The 20,139-nt window shown below is 72.5% G+C and carries 19 protein-coding genes and 1 pseudogene; 16 read left to right on the top strand and 4 right to left on the bottom strand.

The window, feature by feature from the left end:
- Positions 1 to 900, bottom strand: a 900-nt coding sequence (locus tag JHN45_RS33225; RefSeq protein ID WP_201052694.1) for an ATP-binding protein, incomplete at its 3' end; no start/stop codon positions are given.
- 165 nt (positions 901 to 1,065) lie between these two features.
- Between JHN45_RS33225 and JHN45_RS33230 the strand changes: the two genes are divergently transcribed.
- From JHN45_RS33230 to JHN45_RS33255, 6 genes are all read left to right on the top strand, one after another.
- Complete coding sequence (locus JHN45_RS33230) at positions 1,066 to 1,602, top strand: GNAT family N-acetyltransferase (RefSeq protein WP_201052696.1); 537 nt, start codon at positions 1,066 to 1,068, stop codon at positions 1,600 to 1,602.
- Complete coding sequence (locus JHN45_RS33235) at positions 1,599 to 3,125, top strand: ABC transporter substrate-binding protein (RefSeq protein ID WP_201052698.1); 1,527 nt, start codon at positions 1,599 to 1,601, stop codon at positions 3,123 to 3,125. Before JHN45_RS33230 ends, JHN45_RS33235 begins: the two co-directional genes overlap by 4 nt.
- A gap of 3 nt (positions 3,126 to 3,128) precedes the next feature.
- Positions 3,129 to 5,105: an ABC transporter permease subunit gene (locus JHN45_RS33240; protein WP_201052699.1), complete on the top strand. Its 1,977-nt coding sequence runs from the start codon at positions 3,129 to 3,131 to the stop codon at positions 5,103 to 5,105.
- Complete coding sequence (locus JHN45_RS33245; protein ID WP_201052701.1) at positions 5,102 to 6,331, top strand: MFS transporter; 1,230 nt, start codon at positions 5,102 to 5,104, stop codon at positions 6,329 to 6,331. The genes JHN45_RS33240 and JHN45_RS33245 overlap by 4 nt, the downstream gene beginning before the upstream one ends.
- Before the next feature lie 146 nt (positions 6,332 to 6,477).
- Positions 6,478 to 7,080: a hypothetical protein gene (locus JHN45_RS33250; protein ID WP_201052707.1), complete on the top strand. Its 603-nt coding sequence runs from the start codon at positions 6,478 to 6,480 to the stop codon at positions 7,078 to 7,080.
- A gap of 39 nt (positions 7,081 to 7,119) precedes the next feature.
- Positions 7,120 to 7,863, top strand: coding sequence for a YcnI family protein (locus JHN45_RS33255; RefSeq protein WP_201052708.1), 744 nt, complete (start codon positions 7,120 to 7,122; stop codon positions 7,861 to 7,863).
- A 102-nt stretch (positions 7,864 to 7,965) separates the two neighbouring features.
- Here JHN45_RS33255 and JHN45_RS33260 read toward each other — a convergent pair whose 3' ends face one another.
- Complete coding sequence (locus JHN45_RS33260) at positions 7,966 to 8,742, bottom strand: CDP-alcohol phosphatidyltransferase family protein (protein WP_201052710.1); 777 nt, start codon at positions 8,740 to 8,742, stop codon at positions 7,966 to 7,968.
- A 105-nt stretch (positions 8,743 to 8,847) separates the two neighbouring features.
- Between JHN45_RS33260 and JHN45_RS33265 the strand changes: the two genes are divergently transcribed.
- The 5 genes and pseudogenes from JHN45_RS33265 to JHN45_RS53340 all read left to right on the top strand — a co-directional run.
- Entirely contained in the window at positions 8,848 to 9,828 is a 981-nt protein-coding gene (locus tag JHN45_RS33265) for a zinc-binding alcohol dehydrogenase (protein WP_201052712.1), read from the top strand.
- A 150-nt stretch (positions 9,829 to 9,978) separates the two neighbouring features.
- Positions 9,979 to 10,377: a 6-carboxytetrahydropterin synthase gene (locus JHN45_RS33270; protein WP_019073017.1), complete on the top strand. Its 399-nt coding sequence runs from the start codon at positions 9,979 to 9,981 to the stop codon at positions 10,375 to 10,377.
- On the top strand, positions 10,374 to 11,558 hold the full coding sequence (locus JHN45_RS33275; RefSeq protein ID WP_201052714.1) for a glycosyltransferase family 4 protein: 1,185 nt from the start codon (positions 10,374 to 10,376) through the stop codon (positions 11,556 to 11,558). Before JHN45_RS33270 ends, JHN45_RS33275 begins: the two co-directional genes overlap by 4 nt.
- Before the next feature lie 116 nt (positions 11,559 to 11,674).
- Positions 11,675 to 12,631 carry a trans-aconitate methyltransferase gene (locus JHN45_RS33280; RefSeq protein ID WP_374192780.1) on the top strand — a complete coding sequence of 319 codons (957 nt, stop codon included), beginning with the start codon at positions 11,675 to 11,677 and terminating at the stop codon, positions 12,629 to 12,631.
- Between the two features lie 11 nt (positions 12,632 to 12,642).
- Positions 12,643 to 13,752: pseudogene (locus JHN45_RS53340) on the top strand (YbhN family protein); the annotation flags it as partial.
- 104 nt (positions 13,753 to 13,856) lie between these two features.
- Here the strand turns inward: JHN45_RS53340 and JHN45_RS33285 are convergent.
- Positions 13,857 to 14,612 (bottom strand): creatininase family protein, encoded by a 756-nt coding sequence (locus tag JHN45_RS33285; RefSeq protein ID WP_201052715.1) that lies wholly within the window; start codon positions 14,610 to 14,612, stop codon positions 13,857 to 13,859.
- Positions 14,613 to 14,650: 38 nt separating this feature from the next.
- Here JHN45_RS33285 and ribA point away from each other — a divergent pair, with 38 nt between their 5' ends.
- From ribA to JHN45_RS33310, 5 genes are read left to right on the top strand one after another with little or no spacing between them, the layout of a single operon-like run.
- Positions 14,651 to 15,313: a GTP cyclohydrolase II gene (gene ribA, locus JHN45_RS33290; RefSeq protein ID WP_200713495.1), complete on the top strand. Its 663-nt coding sequence runs from the start codon at positions 14,651 to 14,653 to the stop codon at positions 15,311 to 15,313.
- 33 nt (positions 15,314 to 15,346) lie between these two features.
- Entirely contained in the window at positions 15,347 to 15,484 is a 138-nt protein-coding gene (locus JHN45_RS33295) for a hypothetical protein (protein WP_200713494.1), read from the top strand.
- Positions 15,481 to 16,626, top strand: a complete 1,146-nt coding sequence (locus JHN45_RS33300) for an FAD-binding oxidoreductase (protein ID WP_201052717.1) — start codon at positions 15,481 to 15,483, stop codon at positions 16,624 to 16,626. The genes JHN45_RS33295 and JHN45_RS33300 overlap by 4 nt, the downstream gene beginning before the upstream one ends.
- The gene (locus tag JHN45_RS33305) at positions 16,623 to 17,690 is read left to right on the top strand and encodes a saccharopine dehydrogenase (protein WP_201052719.1); all 1,068 of its coding nucleotides are present in this window, start codon (positions 16,623 to 16,625) and stop codon (positions 17,688 to 17,690) included. Before JHN45_RS33300 ends, JHN45_RS33305 begins: the two co-directional genes overlap by 4 nt.
- Positions 17,683 to 18,837: a saccharopine dehydrogenase family protein gene (locus JHN45_RS33310; RefSeq protein WP_201052724.1), complete on the top strand. Its 1,155-nt coding sequence runs from the start codon at positions 17,683 to 17,685 to the stop codon at positions 18,835 to 18,837. Before JHN45_RS33305 ends, JHN45_RS33310 begins: the two co-directional genes overlap by 8 nt.
- A gap of 15 nt (positions 18,838 to 18,852) precedes the next feature.
- Here the strand turns inward: JHN45_RS33310 and JHN45_RS33315 are convergent, their stop codons facing one another.
- The gene (locus tag JHN45_RS33315; protein ID WP_200713490.1) at positions 18,853 to 20,082 is read right to left on the bottom strand and encodes a serine hydrolase; all 1,230 of its coding nucleotides are present in this window, start codon (positions 20,080 to 20,082) and stop codon (positions 18,853 to 18,855) included.
- Positions 20,083 to 20,139 lie beyond the last annotated feature (57 nt).

A 20,139-nucleotide genomic window follows, 5' to 3' on the forward strand; every position in this document is an offset into this window, starting at 1 on the left:
CGAGTTCCATCTGCGCAACGCCCGGTCCGCCCAGGCCCGCGCGTTGCGCAGATGGAACTCGACGGCGTGGCGGTGCAGGGTCGGCCAGTCCCGGGAGCAGGAGTCCACGGCCTCGCGCAGCAGACGCAGGGCGTGCACGTTGTGCGGTTCCAACTCGCCCTCCGACCGGCCCTGTTCGGCGGCGCGAACGGCGGGGGAGTGGACCAGGTGGGTCAACAGGTCGTCGCCCAGCTCCTGTTTGAGGAAGAGCAGGTCGTCCTCGCCGGTCACCTTGTTGCCGATCACGGCGATACGGATCCCGAACTCCCGTGCGTGGTCCCGGTACTGGCGGTAGACCGAGACGCCCTTGCGGGTCGGTTCGGCGACCAGGAACGTGAGGTCGAAGCGGGTGAACAGGCCGGAGGCGAAGGCGTCGGCGCCCGCAGTCATGTCGACCACGACGTACTCGCCGGGGCCGTCGGCCAGATGGTTCAAGTACAGCTCCACCGCGCCGAGTTTGGAGTGGTAGCAGGCCACCCCGAGGTCGCTCTCCTCGAACTCGCCCGTCGCCATCAGCGGTACGTCACCCGCCCGCACCACATGTCGGGCGTGCACCTCGTCGTCGCCGAGCAGCCGCAGCAGGCGTGAGCCGCGCCCCGGCGGGGTGGTCTTGATCATGGCCTCGCGGGAGGCGATGCGCGGGTTGGTGCCGCGCAGGAAGTCCTTCAGCTCGCCCAGATGGGCGCCGAGCGGAGGGGCGACGGCGGGTGCGGTGGCGGGGGCCAGGGCCTCGGCCAGGTGCTGGTTGATGTCGCCGTCGATGGCGAGCACGGGGGCGCCGGAGCGTTCCAAGTGGCGGGCGAAGAGGGCCGACAGCGTGGTCTTTCCGCTGCCGCCCTTGCCGACGAACGCGACGCGCACTACCGGTCCGCCGCTTTCGCGGTTTTGAAAATGAATGTCATGTGGCTAGGTTTTAGGGGTCGGCCGCAGGGCTGTCAAATCGGGAGCGGCCATCAGGGGTGGCTCTGTCATGGGGGATCGCCGGGTGCGATCAAGGATGGGAGTCTTAATGCATATGATGTGCAAGTGCTTGATTACTGCATCAGGGCGGCAGGCCCGGACGACCTCGACGGTGCGCGTGCCGTGATGCTCGACACCGTCTACCGCGACTTCGCCACCGGCTATGTGCCCCGCTGGCACGCCGACATCATCGACCCGGCCGCCGCCTACCTCGCCCCGGCCCGCCACACCCTCCTCGTGGCGCTCGACCCGGACGACGGCCAGGTCGTCGCGACCGCCGCGCTCGACTCCCGTGGACCGGTCCACCCGCCGAACCCGCGCCACCTCGCCGAGCGCTACCCCTCCGGCGCGACCGCGCAGCTGCGCCGCGTCTACGTCCGCCCCGCGCACCGCCGTCGCGGCCTCGCCCGGCATCTCGTCGCCGAACTCCTCGCGTTCGCCGCGGCCGACGGCGGCTACCGCGCCGCCTATCTGCACACCGACCCCGCCGTGCCCGGCGCCGAGGCCTTCTGGCGCTCGCTCGGCAAAGTCGTGCACGACGAGCGCGACGACGCGAGCGGCGGGCAGCGAATCATGCACTTCGAACTGGCGATGGGGCGATGACCGCGATGCGATTCCGACGATTCCGACGAACTCGCCCCGCCCGACTGCTCCTTGGGCTCGCCCTCGCCCCGCTGCTCACCGGCTGCTTCGCCTCCGCCGGTGAGGAGAGCGGGGAGACGACCGGGGCGTCCGGTTCACGGCTGCGGGTCGCGCTCGCGTTCCCGCCCGCCGAGAACCTCTCCCCGTACGGCGCCGACGCCACCATCCTCAGCCGGCTCGGTGTCACCGAGGGCCTGACCTCGCTGGACGCCAACGGCTCCGCCGCCCCCGCGCTAGCCCGGTCCTGGCAGCGGGAGAGCGACCGCGGCTGGCTGTTCACGCTGCGCGAGGCCACTTTCCAGGACGGCACCGATGTCACCCCGGCCCGCGTGGCCGCCGCCCTCACCCGTGCCACCGAGGCGAAGCCCGCCCCCGCCGCCCTCTCCGGCGTCACCCTCACCGCCGAACCCGCGGGCGGCGACCGGGTACGCGTCACCACCAACTCCCCTGATCCGGTACTGCCGTTGCGGCTCGCGGGTCCCGCCCTCGCGGTCCTCTCTCCGAAGGCGTACGAGAACGCGAAGAGCCGCGTCGACCCGGTCGGCACCGCCACCGGTCCCTTCGAACTCACCAAGGTCACCGGCTCCACGGCCGCCACCCTCGACCGCTTCGACGGCTACTGGGGCGGCCTCGCCCACGCCTCCGGCATAGACGCGCGCTTCATAGCCGACGGCACCGCCCGCACCAACGCCCTGCGCACCGGACAGGTCGACATCGCCGAGGCGATACCCGTCGCCCAGGCCGCGACCCTCGACCGCGCGGTCCGCCGCGAGACCGCCACCACCCGCACCACGAGCCTCCAACTGAACACCCGCACAGGCCCGTTCAAGGACCCGAAGCTCAGGGCCGCCGCTCGCGAGGCCGTCGACACGAGTGCGCTGGCCAAGGGCGTCCATGAAGGCCACGCCGACGCGGGCGCGGGCATCTACGGCCCCGCCGTCACCTGGGCCGCCGCCAAGCGCGAACAGCCGGTCGGACGGGCGAAGGCGACGGCGCCGGACGGAACGGCGATCACCATCGCCACGTACGACAACCGGCCCGAACTGCCCGAAGCCGCCCAGGTGTTGAAGCAGCAGCTGGAAGAGGCGGGATTTCGGGTCGAGTTGGAGGTGCGCGAGTACTCGCGGATCGAGAGCGACGCGCTGGCCGGGAAGTTCGACGCGTTCGTGGTGGCCCGCAACACCCAGGTGGACACCGGGGATCCGGTCGCCGTGCTCGCCAGTGACTACACCTGCGACGGCGGCTACAACCTGGCCCTGCTCTGCGACAAGGATGTCGACCGGGCCGTCGCGAAGGCCGAGCGTGCCGTCGACACCTCGGCGCGGCAGAGTGCCGCGATGGCGGCCGAGGCCGAGATCCTGGGCACGGACGCCGTCGTACCGCTCGTGCACCAACGGGTCGTCACCGGCGTCGGCACCTCGGTGCGGGGCGTCCTCCTCGACCCGTACGAGCGCACCCTCGTCGGCACCGGAACCCGGCGCTGAACCATGCCGCACCGCACGACCGCGCTGCTCTGGCGCGCCCTTCTCGCGGCCGGACTCGTCTGCGCCGTGGGCCTGTTGCCCTGGCTCGCACACACCGATCCGGCACTGACCGTACTCAAGGCACGGTCGGCGGAACGCGACCCCGACCCCGCGGTCCTGGCCACGATCCGCGCCCAACTCGGCCTCGACGAGGGCCCGTTGCGACTGCTCACCCACTGGCTCGGCGGCCTCCCACGCGGCGACGCCGGCCGCTCGTGGATCTCCGGCACCGAGGTCATGCCCGCAGTGCTCCAAGCCCTGGGCGCGTCCCTGCTGCTGATGACCACGGCGCTCGGGGTGGCCGCGGTGACCGCCGCGGCGGTGTGCATGGGCACGTTGTGGCGCGGTGGTCGCGCGATGGGGCCGTCCGGTGGCGGTGGCGGCGCGGTTCGCGCTGTGCTGCGCGGGGGTCTCGCGCAGCGGCATAGCGGCTGGTCCACAGGGAGTTCCGGTGGTGGGGTTCGCGCCGTGCTGCCCCGGGGTCTCGCGCGGCGGCGCGGCAACCGGCCCGCAGAGCTCTCCGGTGATGGCGGCGGCGACGGCGCCTGCGCGGTTCTCAGCGTTCCGCCGAGGCGACTCACCCGCCGCAGTGTCCCCCGTACCGCGAGCCACCCCGGCGGCACCGCCTCCGCCGCCCTCGCCGCGCTTCCCGAGTTCCTCACCGCGTCCGTGCTCGCCACCGTCGTCGGGGTGCAGTTGGGGTGGCTCCCCGCGCTCGGGTGGTACGGGCCCCGGTGGACGGTGTTGCCCGCGCTCGCGCTCGGGCTGCCCGCCGGGGCCGTGCTCGGGCGGCTGCTCGACGATCTGCTGCCCGGTGCGTTCGCCGAGCCGTGGGCGCGGGCCGCCGCCGCGCGCGGGCTGCCCGGGCGGCGTATCGCCCGGCAGGCCGTGCGGCGGTGTCTGCCCGGACTGCTGCCGAACCTGGGGCTGTTCGTCGTCGGGCTGACCGGCGGGGCCGTCGCCGTCGAGCAGATCTTCGACATCCCCGGCCTCGGCCGCACCACCCTCCAGGCCGCCCTGGCCCAGGACCTGCCCGTCCTCCAGGCCGGCACCCTCGTCCTCCTCCTGCTCGCCGCCCTCGCCGCCGGACTCTCCCGCCTCGTCACCCGGCTCCTCGTCGGACCGGCCATGCGAGCTGGGGCGCTGCCGTCCCTCCACGGGCCAGCCCCAACACCCCGACGCGCCTTGCCTGTTGTGTACGCTGCCCTCCTCCTAGGTGTCCTCGCGCTCGGCCTGCCCCGTGACCCCCTCGCCCTGAACACCCGACTGCGCCTCCAACACCCCACCTGGGCCCACCCGTTCGGCACCGACGCGCTCGGCCGCGACCTCCTCGCGCGGATCGCCCACGGAGCCGTCGACACCCTGCTGCTCGCCCTCGCGATCAGTACCGTCGCACTCGTCACCGGCATCCTGCTCGGGCTGCTGCCCCGGCTGTCCGGACCGCTCGTCGACACGGTGAACGCCGTACCGCCCGTCCTCGCCGCCCTGTTGGTCACCGCCGTGGCCGGTGGCGGGAGCGGTACGCCCGCCCTCGCCGTCGCCGCCCTCGCGTGGACTCCTCTCGCCACGCACACCTCCGCGCTGCTGCGACAGGAGCGCGCCACCCTGCATGTGACCGCCACCAGGGGCCTGGGCGCGGGTCGTTGGTACCTCCTGCGCCACGAACTGCTGCCCGCCGTGCTGCCACCCGTCACCCGGCACGCCCTGCTCCGCCTGCCCGGTGTCGCCCTCGCCCTCGCCTCGCTCGGCTTCCTCGGCCTCGGTGCCCAACCGCCCTCCCCGGAATGGGGCTTGCTCCTCGCCGAGAACCAGCCCTACGCCGAGCGCGCGCCCTGGGCCGTCCTCGCCCCCGCCGCCGTACTCGCCCTCCTCGGCGCCCTCGCGGTGACGGCGGCCGGCAGCGTACGAGCCGCGGGGCAGGGGCAGTTGGCGGTCCGGTGAGCGCGGCGACCGTCGTACGGACTCCGCTCCCGCCGCTGCTCCGACTGCTGATCCTCACTCAACTCGCCTTCAACGTAGGCTTCTTCGCCGTGCTGCCGTTTCTCGCCGAGCATCTGGCGGACGTGATCGGGATGGCGGGCTGGCTCGTCGGGCTGGTGCTGGGGCTTCGGACCTTCAGCCAGCAGGGGCTGTTCGTGGTCGGCGGGGCGCTGACCGACCGGTACGGGGTGCGGCCCGTGGTGCTCGCCGGGTGTGCGCTGCGGATCGCCGGGTTCGGCTGGCTCGGGTATGCGGAACGGACCTCCGCGGTCGTCGGGGCCGTACTGCTGATCGGGTTCGCCGCCGCGCTGTTCTCCCCGGCCGTGGAGTCGGAGGTCGCGCGCCAGGCCGTCGAGTGGGAGGAGAAGGGCGGAGGTCAACGGGCCCGCGTGCTGGCGCTGTTCACCGTCGCGGGTCAACTCGGCGCGTTCGTCGGGCCGTTGCTCGGTGCGCTGCTGCTCGCCGTGGACTTCCGGGTGACCTGTCTCGCCGGGGCCGGGGTCTTCGTGCTCGTGCTCGCGGGACACGCGTGGCTGCTGCCGCAGCACATCCCCGGGCGGACGCGCGTCTCGGAGAAGGGCGGTGCACGGGCTCTCGTGCGCAACGGGCCCTTCCTGGCGCTGTGTTGTGCCTACGGTGCCTATCTCCTCGCCTACAACCAGCTCTATCTGGCCCTCCCCGAGGAGGTCGAGCGTGCGGCGGGCTCGCAGGCGCCGCTGGCCTGGCTGTTCGCGCTGTCGTCGTTGCTGGTGGTGAGCGCGCAGTTGCCCCTCACGCGGTGGGCGGGGGAGCGGCTCGATCCGCGCCGGTCCATGGCGGCCGGGCTGCTGCTGATCGCCGTAGGGTTCACGGCTGTCGCGGCGGCCCGGCCCGCTCAACTCACCGGAACCACCGGGCTGTTGCCCGCCGCCGTCCTCGTCGTGCTGCTCACCCTCGGGCAGATGCTCATCGCCCCCGTCGCCCGCGCCTGGGTCCCGGACCTCGCCGAACCCGGCCGCCTCGGCCTCTACACCGGGGCCCTGTCCTCCATCTCCGGGCTGATCGTCCTAGTCGGCAGCGCGGCCACCGGCACGCTCCTCGACACGGAACTGCCCGCCGCCGTCCCGTGGCTGGTGCTGGCCGCCGTACCGGTCGCGGCGATCACGCTGTTGCCACGCACGGGCGCCCCGGCCGCCGTATCCCGGTAAATCGACGCATGCGCGCAGGAGTCCGCCCACCCGGACTGAACGCCCCACGCGTCACCGCCGTACCAAGCCATGAACCAGATATGAGCTGCCCCCTAAACCGCCATCGACGGCAACGGCGGCAGCGGCCCGTGGGAGGATCCGTCACCATGAGCGCATCCCCGGCGGTACGGAGCCTGCGCGCCGCGGTGTTCGCCGCGGTGTGCGTGCTGCTGGCTGCCGCCGGGCACGGGCTCGCCACCGGTGCGACGCCCCCGCTGTGGGCGGACGGTGCCGGGTTCCTCGCCGTGTTCGGCATGGGGTTCCTGCTCGGCGGTCGGGAACGGTCCCTGCCCGGCATCGGCGCCGCCATGCTCGCCACCCAGGCGGGGCTGCACCTCGGCTTCGACCTCGCGCGACCCCGGGCCGGGATGGCGATGGCCGGGATGGCTCACATGTCCGGGCACGGCATGGCCCCGATGCGGCAGACGCAGGCCATGACCCCGCACGCCGTGGCCGCGCATGTCGTCGCCGCCCTCGTCGCGGCCTGGTGGCTGCGGCGCGGGGAGGCCGCGCTGTGGTCGCTGCTGCGCTGGGCCGTCGCCTTCGTACCGGGGCTGGTGGCCTGGTGGCGGGACGCCCCCGCACCCCTGCCCGCCCGCACGGTGGGCCCCGGACGCACCGGCGCCGACGCGGCCCCCTTCCGTCAACTCCTCCTGCGGCACGCGGTCAGCCGCAGAGGGCCACCGGTCCCGATCCCGTACCCGGTCTGACCCCCCAACTTCCCTTTCCCGTACGGAGATCGCCTCACCATGTCCGCATACCGCACCACCCTGCGCCGCGCAGGCACCGTCGCCGCGCTCGCCACCGCCGGAGTCCTGGCCGCCGCTGGCGTCGCCTCCGCGCACGTGACCGTCCACCCCGAGAGCTACGCCAAGGGAGCCACGGACGGTGTCATCACCTTCCGGGTCCCCAACGAGGAGGACAAGGCCAGCACCACCAAGGTCCAGGTCTATCTGCCCACCGACCACCCCGTCCTCGGTGTGCTGGTCACCCCGCAGAACGGCTGGACCGCGAAGGTCACCACCAGCAAGCTCAAGACGCCGGTCAAGACCGACGACGGCACCATCACCGACGCCGTCTCCGAGATCACCTGGACCGGCGGGAAGATCGGCGCCGGACAGTTCGAGGACTTCAACGTCGCCTTCGGTCAACTGCCCGACGACACCGACCAGTTGACGTTCAAGACGCTCCAGACCTACTCGGACGGCGATGTCGTCCGCTGGATCGAGGAGGCCGCGGCGGGCGCCGACGAGCCGGAGAACCCGGCGCCCGTCCTCAAGCTCACCGCCAAGGAGAGCGAGGACGGCGACGAGACCCCGGCCGCCTCGGCCTCGACGGCGGCCACCGCCACGAAGACGACCTCCGCGTCCTCGTCGGGTTCCAGCAGCGACTCGACCGCCCGCGGGCTCGGCATCGCCGGCCTGGTCGTGGGCGTCCTCGGCCTCGCGGCCGGCGCCTTCGCCGTCGTGCGCAGCCGCTCGCCGCGGCCGTAGCCGCCGTAGCGCTGAAGTCGTACGGGTAGCACGGGTAGTACGGAAAGCCGAAGGGCCCGGATCCACCGTCTGGTGGTCCGGGCCCTTTCGGTACGACCGGTGCTACTGCGAGACCAGTTCGAGTTCGAGGACTTTCTCCTCGGCCGGGGCCTCCTCGACGAGGGTGGTGCGGGAGGTGCGCCACAGCCACAGGATGTCGCGGCCGAAGGACCACACCAGCGTGCCGAGCGCGAGCGCCACCACGGCGAGGTTGGCCGTGTGGGGCAGCAGGTTCGCGCCCGCCAGCAGCAGGAGGATGCCCTGGGTGGCGGCGACCGTCTTGCGGGCCGTGCTCGGCGGCAGCGGGGCGTTCAGCCACAGCCAGACGCGGGCGGCGGCGACGAACCCGTAGCGCATGGCGCCGATCAGCAAAACCCACGGGCCGAGCTGGGTCGACACGTACACGCTGAGCACGAGGATCAGGAACGCGTCGACCTCCATGTCGAAGCGCGCGCCCAGCGCGGTGGAAGTTCCCGTGCGGCGGGCGACCTTGCCGTCGACGCCGTCCAGGATCAGGGCCACCGCCGTCAGGCCGACCAGCAGGGTGACCGGGGGCGAGCTCTCGAAGGAGTCCGCGACCAGCGCGGTCACCCCGCCGACCAGGATGGCGCGGCCGAGCGTGACCCGGTTGGCCGGGCCGAAGTTGCGCGTCCGGGACTTGTGCAGGGCCTGGGAGAGCACCGCCCAGGTGGCGATCGCGAACGCCAGTCCGGTCAGCCAGCCCGCCGGGCCCATCCCGATCGCCGTACCGAGCAACGCCAGCAACAGGATCTGAACGCCCGCTCCCACAGCGGTCTCCTGCTGGACCAGCCTTGCTTCGTATGTGTTGTTCAGGGCCACCGCACACCCTCCGGCCATATGACAGAGTCGATCAACGCCGCGTACTGTGCGCGGCCTGTGGTTACCCGTACGTGAACAGCTTCCCGATCGTTCAGGAGGATTCCGATGAAGCGCACCGCGAGGGCGTTTTGGATCGGTGCACCGGGTCACGGCGAGATACGCGACGTCGTTCTGCCGGACCCCGCCGAGGACGAGGTGGTGGTCCGTTCCCTGTGGTCGGGCGTGAGCCGCGGCACCGAGACCCTGGTCTTCCGCGGGGGCGTCCCCGAGAACCAGTACGCGACCATGCGTGGACCGTTCCAAGAGGGCGACTTCCCAGGTCCGGTCAAGTACGGCTACCTCAACGTCGGGATCGTGGAGGAGGGCCCGGCCGCGCTGCTCGGCCGTACCGTCTTCTGCCTCTATCCGCACCAGACGCGCTACGTCGTCCCCGCGAGCGCCGTCACACCCGTACCGGACTCGGTGCCCGCCGGGCGGGCCGTCCTCGCCGGGACCGTGGAGACCGCCGTCAACGCACTGTGGGACGCGAGGCCGCTGATCGGCGACCGGATCGCCGTGGTCGGCGGCGGGATGGTCGGGTCTTCGGTGGCCGCGCTGCTGGCCCGCTTCCCGGGCGTACGCGTGCAGTTGGTGGACGCCGACCCGACGCGCGCCAAGACCGCCGAGGCCCTCGGCGTCGGCTTCGCGCTCCCGGCGGACGCGCTCGGCGACTGCGACCTCGTCGTGCACGCCAGCGCCACCGAACAGGGCCTCGCCCGCGCACTGGAACTCCTCACGCCGGAGGGCACCGTCCTCGAACTGAGCTGGTACGGCGACCGGAAGGTGAGCCTCCCGCTCGGCGAGGCCTTCCACTCCCGGCGCCTGGTCATCCGCAGCAGCCAGGTCGGGACCGTCTCCCCGAACCGGGCCGACCGCAGCTACGCCGACCGCCTCGCCCTCGCCCTCGACCTCCTCGCCGACCCGGCGCTCGACGCGTTGGTCACCGGGGAGAGCGACTTCGAGGAGCTGCCGGACCTGCTGCCGAGACTCGCCTCCGGAGAGATTCCGGCCCTGTGCCACCGGGTGCGATACACCGACATCGGTTGAGAATCGTTCAATCCGCTACGACAAGCGCGTCTGACCTGAGAAAAGAGTGAGAGAGGGCTGAACAGGGGGAGGCGTGCAGCCGTACTACACGGCATCCCCCGGCAGGGATCAGCCGGGGGACCAGACGCGCCGCACCTGGAGGGTCGTCCGTTGTTCAGCATCACCGTCCGCGATCACATCATGATCGCCCACAGCTTCCACGGCGAAGTGTTCGGACCCGCGCAGCGCCTGCACGGGGCCACGTTCCTGGTGGACGCCACCTTCCGGCGCGCAGAGCTGGACGACGACAACATCGTTGTCGACATCGGACTGGCCACCCAGGAACTGGGCGCCGTCGTCAGCGAGTTGAACTACAGAAACCTGGACAACGAACCCGATTTCGCCGGGGTCAACACCTCCACGGAGTTCCTGGCGAAGGTCATCGCCGACCGGCTCGCCGAGCGGATCGAGAAGGGCGCGCTGGGCGAGGGCGCCCGGGGCCTGGCCGCACTCCAGGTCACCCTGCACGAGTCGCACGTCGCCTGGGCGAGTTACGAGCGTGCCCTGTGAGCGACGTGACCATCGACCGCGCCCCCTCGCTGGGATTCCTGCCCGCACAGCGCGCGGCCTCCCGGAATGCCGAGATCATCCCCATGTCCCTGCGCACCGTGCACTTCGTGATGCCGGGCGGCGTCGACGACCTCGCCGCGCCGAGCGGCGGCAACGCCTACGACCGGCGGGTCAGCCTGGACCTCCCCGGCTTCGGCTGGCAGGTCCACAAGCACGCTGTCGACGGCGAGTGGCCCCGGCCCGGTCAGGCCGCCCGCGCGGAACTCGCCCGGGTGCTGCGCGAGTTGCCGGACGGCGCCGCCGTACTCCTCGACGGGCTCGTGGCCTGCGGAGTTCCCGAGATCGTCGTCCCGGAGGCCGACCGGCTCGGTCTCGCCGTCCTCGTCCACCTCCCGCTCGGCGACGAGACCGGCCTCGACGCCGCCGTCGCCGCGGAACTGGACGCCAAGGAACGCACGGTCCTGCGGGCGGTGTCCGCGGTCATCGGCACCAGCGACTGGGCGGTCCGCCGCCTCGTCTCCCACCACGGCCTGGCCCCCGAGCGGGTCCATGTCGCCACCCCCGGCGCCGACATCGCCCCCCTCGCCTCCGGCACCGACGGCGTCTCCCAGCTCCTGTGCGTCGCGGCCGTCACCCCGCGCAAGGGCCAGCACCGGCTGATCGAGGCCCTCGCAGCCGCGGCCGACCTGCCGTGGACCTGCACCTGCGTCGGCGGCCTCGGCACCGACCCCGAGTACGTCGACCATCTGCGCGGCCTCATCCGGCAGTACGGCCTCCAGGACCGGCTGCACCTCGCGGGCCCGCAGGCCGGCGCCCAGCTCGACGCCAGCTACGCGAGCGCCGACCTCATGGTCCTCATGTCGTACGCCGAGACCTACGGCATGGCCGTCACCGAGGCCCTCGCCCGCGGTATTCCCGTGCTGGCCACGGACGTCGGCGGGCTGCCCGAGGCGGTCGGCCGCGCCCCCGACGGCGGGGTGCCCGGCATCCTCGTCCCGCCGGAGGATCCCGCCGCCCTCGCCGCCGAACTGCGCGGCTGGTTCGGCGAGGCGGACGTACGCCGACGCCTGAAGGCGGCGGCACGTGGTCGGCGCGCGGCGCTCGACGGGTGGGCCACCACGGCCCGCAGCCTCGCCGGAGTACTCACCCGGCTCCCCAGCGAATCCCGGAGGGCGGCATGAGGAAGACGGCGACCACCCCGCCGGTCACCGGACAGCGCATCCCCGCGCAGCCGGGACCCCGGGGCGTACCGCTGGGGATGCTCGTGCCCCCGGCACAGACCGCAGTGGAGGACGTGATGGCGGGAACGGCTTCGGCGGACACCGGCGAGCAGGCCGGACACGGTGCCGTGATCCCCGGCGCCGGACCCGCGACCCGCCCCGGCGAGCGGGCCACCGTACGGCTGCGGGACGTCGGCCCCGACGACCCGCCGCGCTACGCGCCCGAGTGGCTGGAGCTGCGCGAGGGCGCCGACGCCGTCGCCCGGGCCCCCGAACTCCTCGACCCGCTGCGCATCCGGCTCGCCAACCTGCCCGGCAAGTCCGGGGTCGTCATCCACGACCTGGGCTGCGGCACCGGCTCCATGGGACGCTGGCTCGCCCCGCGCCTCGACGGTTCGCAGCACTGGATCCTGCACGACCGCGACCCCTACCTCCTGCACTTCGCCGCCGTCGCCTCCCCGCGTGCCGCCGCCGACGGCAGCCGCGTCACGGTCGAGACCCGGCGCGGCGATGTGGCCCGGCTGACCCCGGACGCGCTGGTCGGCGCCTCCCTGGTGACGGCCTCCGCGCTCCTCGACGTCCTCACCCGCGAGGAGGTCGACGCACTCGTCACCGCCTGCGTCGGCGCCGGCTGCCCCGCGCTGCTCACCCTCTCCGTCGCCGGACGGGTCGAACTCACCCCGGCCGACCCGATGGACGCCGAGATCGCCGACGCGTTCAACGCCCACCAGCGGCGCGACGGACTCCTCGGCCCGGACGCCGTCACCGTCACCTGCGAGGCCTTCGCCGCGCACGGCGCCACGGTCCGCGTCCACCCGAGCGCCTGGCACCTGGGCCCCGACGACCTCGCGCTGACCGCCGAGTGGCTGCGCGGCTGGGTCGGCGCCGCCGTCGAGGAACGCCCGGAACTGAAGGAACGCGCCGACCGCTATCTGCGCGACCGCCTCGCGGCCTGCGCGGCGGGGGAGTTGACCGTGCTGGTCCACCACAGCGACCTGCTGGCGCTGGCCCGGCCCACAGGGGGAACATCATGAGCGTCGAGACGATGAGGACGGTCGCACCGCGACCGGGCACCACCAGGCGCAGGGTGCGCGTCGAGCGGCCCGCGCCGGTCGCCCTCGCACTGCGCGCCCCGGGCACCGTCGAGGAGGTGCGCAGGCGGCCCGCGCACACCCCGCCGCTGCACAGCGCGGCCGTCTCCGGCGACCGTATCGGTGTGATCGTCGCCGCACCCCGGCCCACCGCCGACCGCGCCTCGGGTACCCGCCGCGTGCTGCGCGCGATCCTGAACCGGGTGAACTCCCGCGCGGTACGCACCCACTTCGGCTCGGTCGCCGGCATCGCCATCCTCGGCGTCCTCCTGTGGCGCCTGGGCACCGGAGTCTTCCTGGACGGCCTGCGCCGCATCGACGCACCGACCCTGCTGATCGGCCTCGCGATCGGGGTCGTCACCACGGTGTTCAGCGCCTGGCGCTGGGCGCTGGTGGCGCGCGGACTGCGCATCAAACTGCCGCTCGGCCCGGCCGTCGCCGACTACTACCGCGCCCTGTTCCTCAACGCGGCCCTGCCCGGCGGCATTCTGGGCGACGTCCACCGCGCGGTACGGCACGGACAGAGCGCCGGCGATATGGGCCGCGCCGTCCGCGCCGTCGTCCTCGAACGCGTCGCCGGCCAGATCGCGCTGGCCGTCGTAGGGATCGGGGTCCTGCTGGGCCTGGACTCCCCGGTGATGGCCGACGCCCGCAGCGTCGCCCCGCTCGTCCTGCTCGCCGGAGTCGGCGCGCTCGCGGTCGTGGCCGCCCTGCGGATGAACCGGCCGCCCAGCGTCACCCGCCGCAGCCGCGCCCTGCGCACCACCCTTGACGAGGTGCGCGCCGGACTCTTCTCCCGCGCCAACTGGCCCGGCGTCGCCCTCTCCTCGCTCGTCATCCTGGCCGGCCACCTCGCGATGTTCGTGGTCGCCGCGCACGCCGCCGGATCCGCCGCCACCATCGGCCAGCTCCTCCCGATCGCGGTCCTCGCCCTGGTCGCCATGGGCCTCCCGCTGAACGTCGGCGGCTGGGGCCCCCGCGAGGGCGTCACCGCCTGGGCGTTCGGCGCCGCGGGCCTCGGCGCCAGCAGCGGACTGTCCGTCGCCGTCATCTACGGCGTCCTCAGCTTCGCCGCCGCCGTGCCCGGCCTGTTCGTCCTGGTCGCCCGCTGGTACACCGGCCTGCGCACCACCGGGCCCGACACCGCCGTACCGGACCCGGCCCCCGCTCAGGAGTCCGCGGTCAGCACCGAGAAATACGCGCCGAAGGAATCGGCGAGGCTCGCCAGCAAGGCCTTCCCCTTTTCCGCCGAGCCGAGGGACGGGCGCCCGATGACGCCCGACTCGGTATAGCCGGCCATACCGAGCGTCAGAAGATGACGACGGTCGTCGGCGACGAAATCGGAGGTCTCATAACCGGGACGGATCAATTCGGGATGAGCGTGCAGAAGAATGGAGGTCTCGATTTCCCCCGCGTGCATATCGGTGAGCAGCGAGGTCAGCACCTCGGCCCGCTCCCGCGCCGTCTCCCAGTCCTCGGCGGCCGGGAACAGCGCCATCCGCTCACCGCGCGCGGAGGACTCCTGAACGACGTTGCCCAGTACGTAGTTTCCGCCGTGCCCGTTGACCACCACCAGGGTCTCGACCCCCGAGCGGCGGAGCGAGTCCGCGATGTCCCGCACCACCGCATGAAGGGTCACGGAAGAGATGCTGACGGTCCCCGGCCAGGCCGCGTGCTCCTGCGAGCAGGCGATCGTCACCGGCGGCAGCAGGTGCACCGGGTACGCCCCGGCGATCTCCCGGGCCACGGCACAGGCGACGAGGGTGTCGGTCGCCAGGGGAAGATACGGGCCGTGCTGCTCGAAACTGCCGACCGGAAGGACCGCGACCTGTGCTGAGAGACCTGCCCCCCTAGCCCGTACGTCCTCCGTGGTGTCCGCCGGCACCAGTCCGTATGCCGCCGTCCGTGAGCCCGAACCATTCATTGTTTCACGGCCTTTCGTCTCTGCTTAGGAACCAGATCATGACAGAAAACATTGGCGTACTCGGCAAGCAGAAGTCCGCGCAGCCCAGGGGCGCGGAACGCGTCGTGAATGCTCCGTTGCCCACCGTGTACGGCAAATTCCAGGCGATCGGTTACCTGGACCACGACCGCGGTGACGAGCAAGTGGCCCTGGTCTACGGCGACATCGGCACGGACGACGTACTCACCCGGCTGCACTCGGAGTGCCTGACGGGTGACGCCTTCGGCTCGCAGCACTGCGAGTGCGGCGACCAGCTGGACGCCGCGATGCGGGCCGTGGTCGCCGAAGGCCGGGGCATAGTCGTCTACTTGAGGGGTCACGAGGGCCGCGGCATAGGCCTCCTGGCCAAGCTGCGCGCGATGGCGCTGCAGGCGGAGGGCCTGGACACCGTCGAGGCGAACCTCGCCCTCGGTCTGCCCGTCGACGCCCGCGACTACGGCGTGGCCGCCGAGATCCTGCACGACCTGGGGGTGGCGAGCGTCCGTCTGCTCTCCAACAACCCGCGCAAACGCGAGGCGTTGATGGAACACGGCATCAAAGTCTCCGAAGAGGTACCGCTGTTGATCGAGCCCTGCGAGAACAACATCACCTACCTGCGCACCAAGCGGGAGCGCCTCGACCACCACCTGCCCCATCTGGACGCGGTGGCGCACTGGTCCTGATTCCGGTGAGCGGCATCCGGACAGGAAGAGGGAATGACCGAAGACGTCCTCTTCCTCTCCGGCGACCGGGTCGCCGAACCGCACGTCCCCCACAACAGCGCCGGACCCGGCATCCTGGACGCTGCCGCGGCCCGGGCCGTCACCGGCGCGGCACCCAAGGAGCGCCCGTGAAGCGTCAGGCCGAGGTAGTCGTCATCGGCGGCGGGGTCATCGGAACCAGCATCGCCTACCACCTGGCCCGGGCCGGCGTCAGAGACGTCGTCCTGGTCGAACGGGACGAACTCGCCGCCGGATCCACCTCGAAGGCGGCCGGCGGGGTACGGGCACAGTTCTCCGACGAGCTCAACGTGCAGCTGGGCGCCCGCAGCCTGGAGGCCTTCGACCGCTTCGAGGAGGACACCGGGCACGACATCGGGTTACATCGCGTCGGCTATCTGTTCCTGCTGTCGCGGCCCGAGGACGTCGCCTCCTTCGAGACGGGCGTCCGGCTGCAGAACTCCCTCGGCGTGCCCAGCCGCATGATCGACCCGGCCGAGGCCCGCCGCCTCTCCCCACTGATCGACACGGACGGTCTCCTCGCCGCCGCGTACTCGCCCGACGACGGTCACTGCACCCCCGAGGCCGTCGTCCACGGCTACGCCTCCGCGGCCCGCGCCCACGGCGCGACGATCCTGCGCCACACCGACGTCACCGGCATCGAGACCTACGGCGACCAGGTCACCGCCGTGCTCACGACCCTCGGCCGCATCGACACGAACACCGTGATCTGCGCGGCCGGCGCCTGGTCGAAGGCCATCGGCGCGATGGTGGGCGTCGACCTCCCCGTGCAGCCGCTGCGCCGCCAGATCGCCGTCACGGAACCCGTCCCCGGCCTCCCGCCCAGGCTCCCCATGACGATCGACTTCACCACGAGCCTCTACTTCCACACCGAGGGCCCCGGCCTCCTCCTGGGCATGTCCGACCCCGACGAGCGTCCCGGCTTCGCCACCGACACCCACGACCGCTGGATCCCGCGCCTCGCCGAGGCCATGCGACGGCGCGCCCCCGGCCTCCTCGACCTGCGCCGCACCGGCGGCTGGGCCGGCCTGTACGAGAACACCCCGGACCACAACGCCCTGATCGGCCAGGCGACTTCGGTCTCCCGCTTCCTCTACGCGACGGGCTTCTCCGGCCATGGATTCCTGCAGGCCCCGGCCGTCGGCGAGGTGATCCGCGACCTGTGTCTCGGCCGCGTACCCTTCGTGGACGTCAGCCCCCTGAGCGCCGGCCGGTTCGCGGCCGACGCCCCGCGCCCGGAGGACAACCTGGTATGACCGAGCTGCATCTGTGGCTGCGCCACGAGACCCGCACGACCGAGCGCCGCACCCCGGTCGTCCCCGTCGACGCCCGCCGGCTCGTCGGGAGCGGCGTGACCCTCACGGTCGAGGAGTCCCCGCAGCGGATCTTCCCGATCGAGGAGTACGAGGCGGTCGGCGCGAAGACGGCACTCGCGGGTTCCTGGGTGTCGGCGCCGAAGGACGCGGTGATCCTGGGCCTGAAGGAACTCCCGGACGAACCCGCCGGGTTGACGCACCGTCACATCTTCTTCGGGCACGCCTACAAGGGCCAGCCGGGCGCGACGGACCTGCTGCGCCGCTTCGGCACCGGCGGTGGCGCGCTGCTCGACCTCGAATACCTGGTGGACGACACCGGCCGCCGCCTCGCCGCGTTCGGCTTCTGGGCCGGCTACCTGGGCGCGGCCCTCGCCGTCCTCCAGCACCGGGGCAGGCTGGTCGCACCCCTCACGCCCACCTCGAAGAAGGAGTTGGACGGCACCCTCCAACCCGCCGCCGGGGACGCCGAGTTCACCGCGCTGGTGATCGGCGCGCTGGGCCGCAGCGGCCGGGGAGCCCGGGCCGCGTTCGGCACGGCCGGGATCGAGCCGACGAGTTGGGACCTGACGGAGACCCAGAACCTGGACCGCCCTGCCCTGTTGGCCCACGACGTCCTGGTCAACTGCGTCCTGGCGACGACCCCCGTCCCGCCCTTCCTCCGCGAGCCGGACCTCGACGACCCGAGCCGCCGCCTCCGCACGGTCTCCGACGTCACCTGCGACGTCGGCTCGCCCCTCAACGTCCTGCCGGTCTACGACCGCACGACCGAATGGGACGCCCCGGTACGGCAGTTGCACGCGAAGCCCCCGCTCGACCTCATCGCCATCGACAACCTGCCGTCCCTCCTGCCCGAGGAGTCCAGCACCGACTTCTCGGCCGCCCTGCTGCCCCAGCTCCTGGACTTCGGGACCGGCGGGGCGTGGGGGCGCTGCCTGGACCTGTTCCGCACGAAGGCCCGGGAACTCGGAATCGCCGTGGTGGAAGGGGAGTTGGGCCATGTCTGACGTCGTGCGCGCGAGCGGCACCGTGCACTGGATCGGTGCCGGGCTGTCCACGGGCAGTGGACTGGCCGTGCTGTGCGACACCGCCGACCGGGTGCGGCTGTGGCACCGCACCGAGGACCGGGCGGCGCAGGCCCTCGACCAGCTGGGGCTGACGGGACGCGCGGAACCGCGCGCGTTCGACCTCGCCGCGCTCACCGCCGAGTTGGTGCCCGGAGACGTCGTCGTCTCCATGCTGCCCGCGCCCGAACACGCCCCGTTGCTGGCCGTCTGTGTCCGGCGGCGGGCCCACTTCGCCTGCTCCAGCTATGTCTCGGACGCCGTCCTCGAACAGGTACCGGCGGCCGAGCAGGCGGGCATCGTCGTCCTCACCGAGGCAGGCCTCGACCCCGGCATCGACCACCTCTTCGCGCACAGCCTCGTCGCCCGCGCGCGGGAGGCGATCGGCGCGGACACGGCGGCCACCTACAGCCTCACCTCGTACTGCGGCGGGGTCCCGGCCGTGCCCAACGACTTTCGCTACCGCTTCAGTTGGGCGCCCGCCGGAGTCCTGGGCGCGCTGCGCTCACCGGCGCGCTATCTGGAGGACGGGACGGAGACCGTCGCCGAGCGGCCCTGGGAGGTGACCCGGCCGCATGTCGTCGACGGGGAGACCTTCGAGGTCTATCCCAACCGGGACAGCGTGCCGTTCATCGAGCAGTACGGGCTGCCCACGGCCTGGCAGCCGCGCACCTTCGTACGCGGCACGCTGCGCCTGGAGGGCTGGCTGCGGGCCTGGGAGCCGGTGTTCGAGGAGCTGAAGGCGGGCGACGACACCCGGATCGCCGCGCTGGCAAGGGAGTTGGCGGCCACCTACCCCACCACGGAGGCCGACCACGACCGGGTCGTCCTCGCCGTGTCGCTGGACGTGCGCGGCGCCACGGGCCCTACCTGGTCCGGGAGTTACCTCCTCGACCTGGTGGGCGACGAGGAGGAGAGCGCGATGGCCCGCTGTGTCTCGCGCCCCCTGTCCCTCGCCGTCCGGCACATCCTCACCGACGACCTGCCGTCCGGCCTGAACAGGGCGGCCGAGACGGCGGAGCGGTCACGGGAGTGGTTGAGCGAACTGGCGGGGGAGGGGCTGGAGTTCACCCTGCGGGTGGATCAGTGAGCGGGCGGTCGCGGCTCAGTCCGTGACCGCCTCGTGCAGCAACTGCTTCAGCTCGGGCATGATCTTCAGCGAGGACTTCGGCCGCAGCTGGGTCATGAACTGCACGGTCAGGTCCCGGCTCGGGTCCACCCAGAACGTCGTCGTCGCGACCCCGCTCCACCCGAACGTGCCCAGCCCCGCCGGAGCTTGGGTGCGCTCGGGGTCGACGACCACGGAGACACTGAGGCCGAAGCCGATGCCGTCGTTGCCCGGCTCCTGGTGGGCGGGGCTGCCGAAGGCGCGCATGTCGGCGCCGCCCGGGAGGTGGTTGCTCGCCATCAGGTCGACGGTCTCGGGGGCCAGCAGCCGGACGCCGTCGAGTTCGCCCCGGCGCCGCAGGAACTCCGCGAACCGGTGCACGTCGTACGGGCTCGCCGCCATCCCGCCGCTGCCCGACAGGAACCGCGGCCGGCCGCCCCGCAGCGGCAGCCCGAGGATCGGCTCGATCCCGCCGCCGTCGGCGTCGCCGTACAACTCGGCCAGCCGGTCGGCCTTCTCGTCCGGGACCTGGAAGCCGGCGTCCGGCATGCCGAGCGGGCGGAAGATCCGCTCGGCGAAGAACTCGTCGAGCCGCCGCCCGGACACCACCTCCACGATCCGGCCCAGCACGTTCGAGGAGACGGAGTAGTTCCACTGCGTGCCCGGCTCGAACTGGAGCGGCAGGCTCGCGTACACGTCCATCGTCTCGGCCAGGTTGGCGCCGGCCGGCACGGACGACTCCAGGCCCGCCTCCCGGTAGAGGGCGTCGACGGGGTGCGAGTGGTAGAAGGCGAAGGTCAGACCCGAGGTGTGGGTCATCAGGTGCCGGACCAGCATGGGCTGTTCGACCGGCCGGGTCTTCAGGTCGGCGCCGGAGCCGCTGTCGTAGACCCGCATGTCGGCGAAGGCCGGGAGGTGGTCGGCGACCGGGTCGTCCAGGGAGAGCTTGCCCTCCTCCATCAGGAGCAGCGCGGCGACCGCCGTGACCGGTTTGGTCATGGAGTAGATCCGGTACAACGTGTCCGGCGTGACGGGCAGTCGGGCCGCCACGTCGCGGTGCCCGTGGGCGGTGAGGTGGGCGACACGGCCGTGACGGGCCACGGACACCAGGAAGCCGGGCAGGCGCTCCACGTCGACGTAGTGGGCGAAGTGCTGGTCCAGGCGGTCCAGCGCCTTGTGATCCAGTCCGACCTCGTCCGGGTCGACTTCTTGTCGCAGCTGTGCCATGGCTCTCCTCCGAATTGCGTTCACGAGGTGGGGTCCCGCATACCCGGCCCCGGACAC

Origin of the sequence: Streptomyces sp. MBT53 (assembly GCF_016654115.1) — a bacterium.
GTDB lineage: Bacteria > Actinomycetota > Actinomycetes > Streptomycetales > Streptomycetaceae > Streptomyces.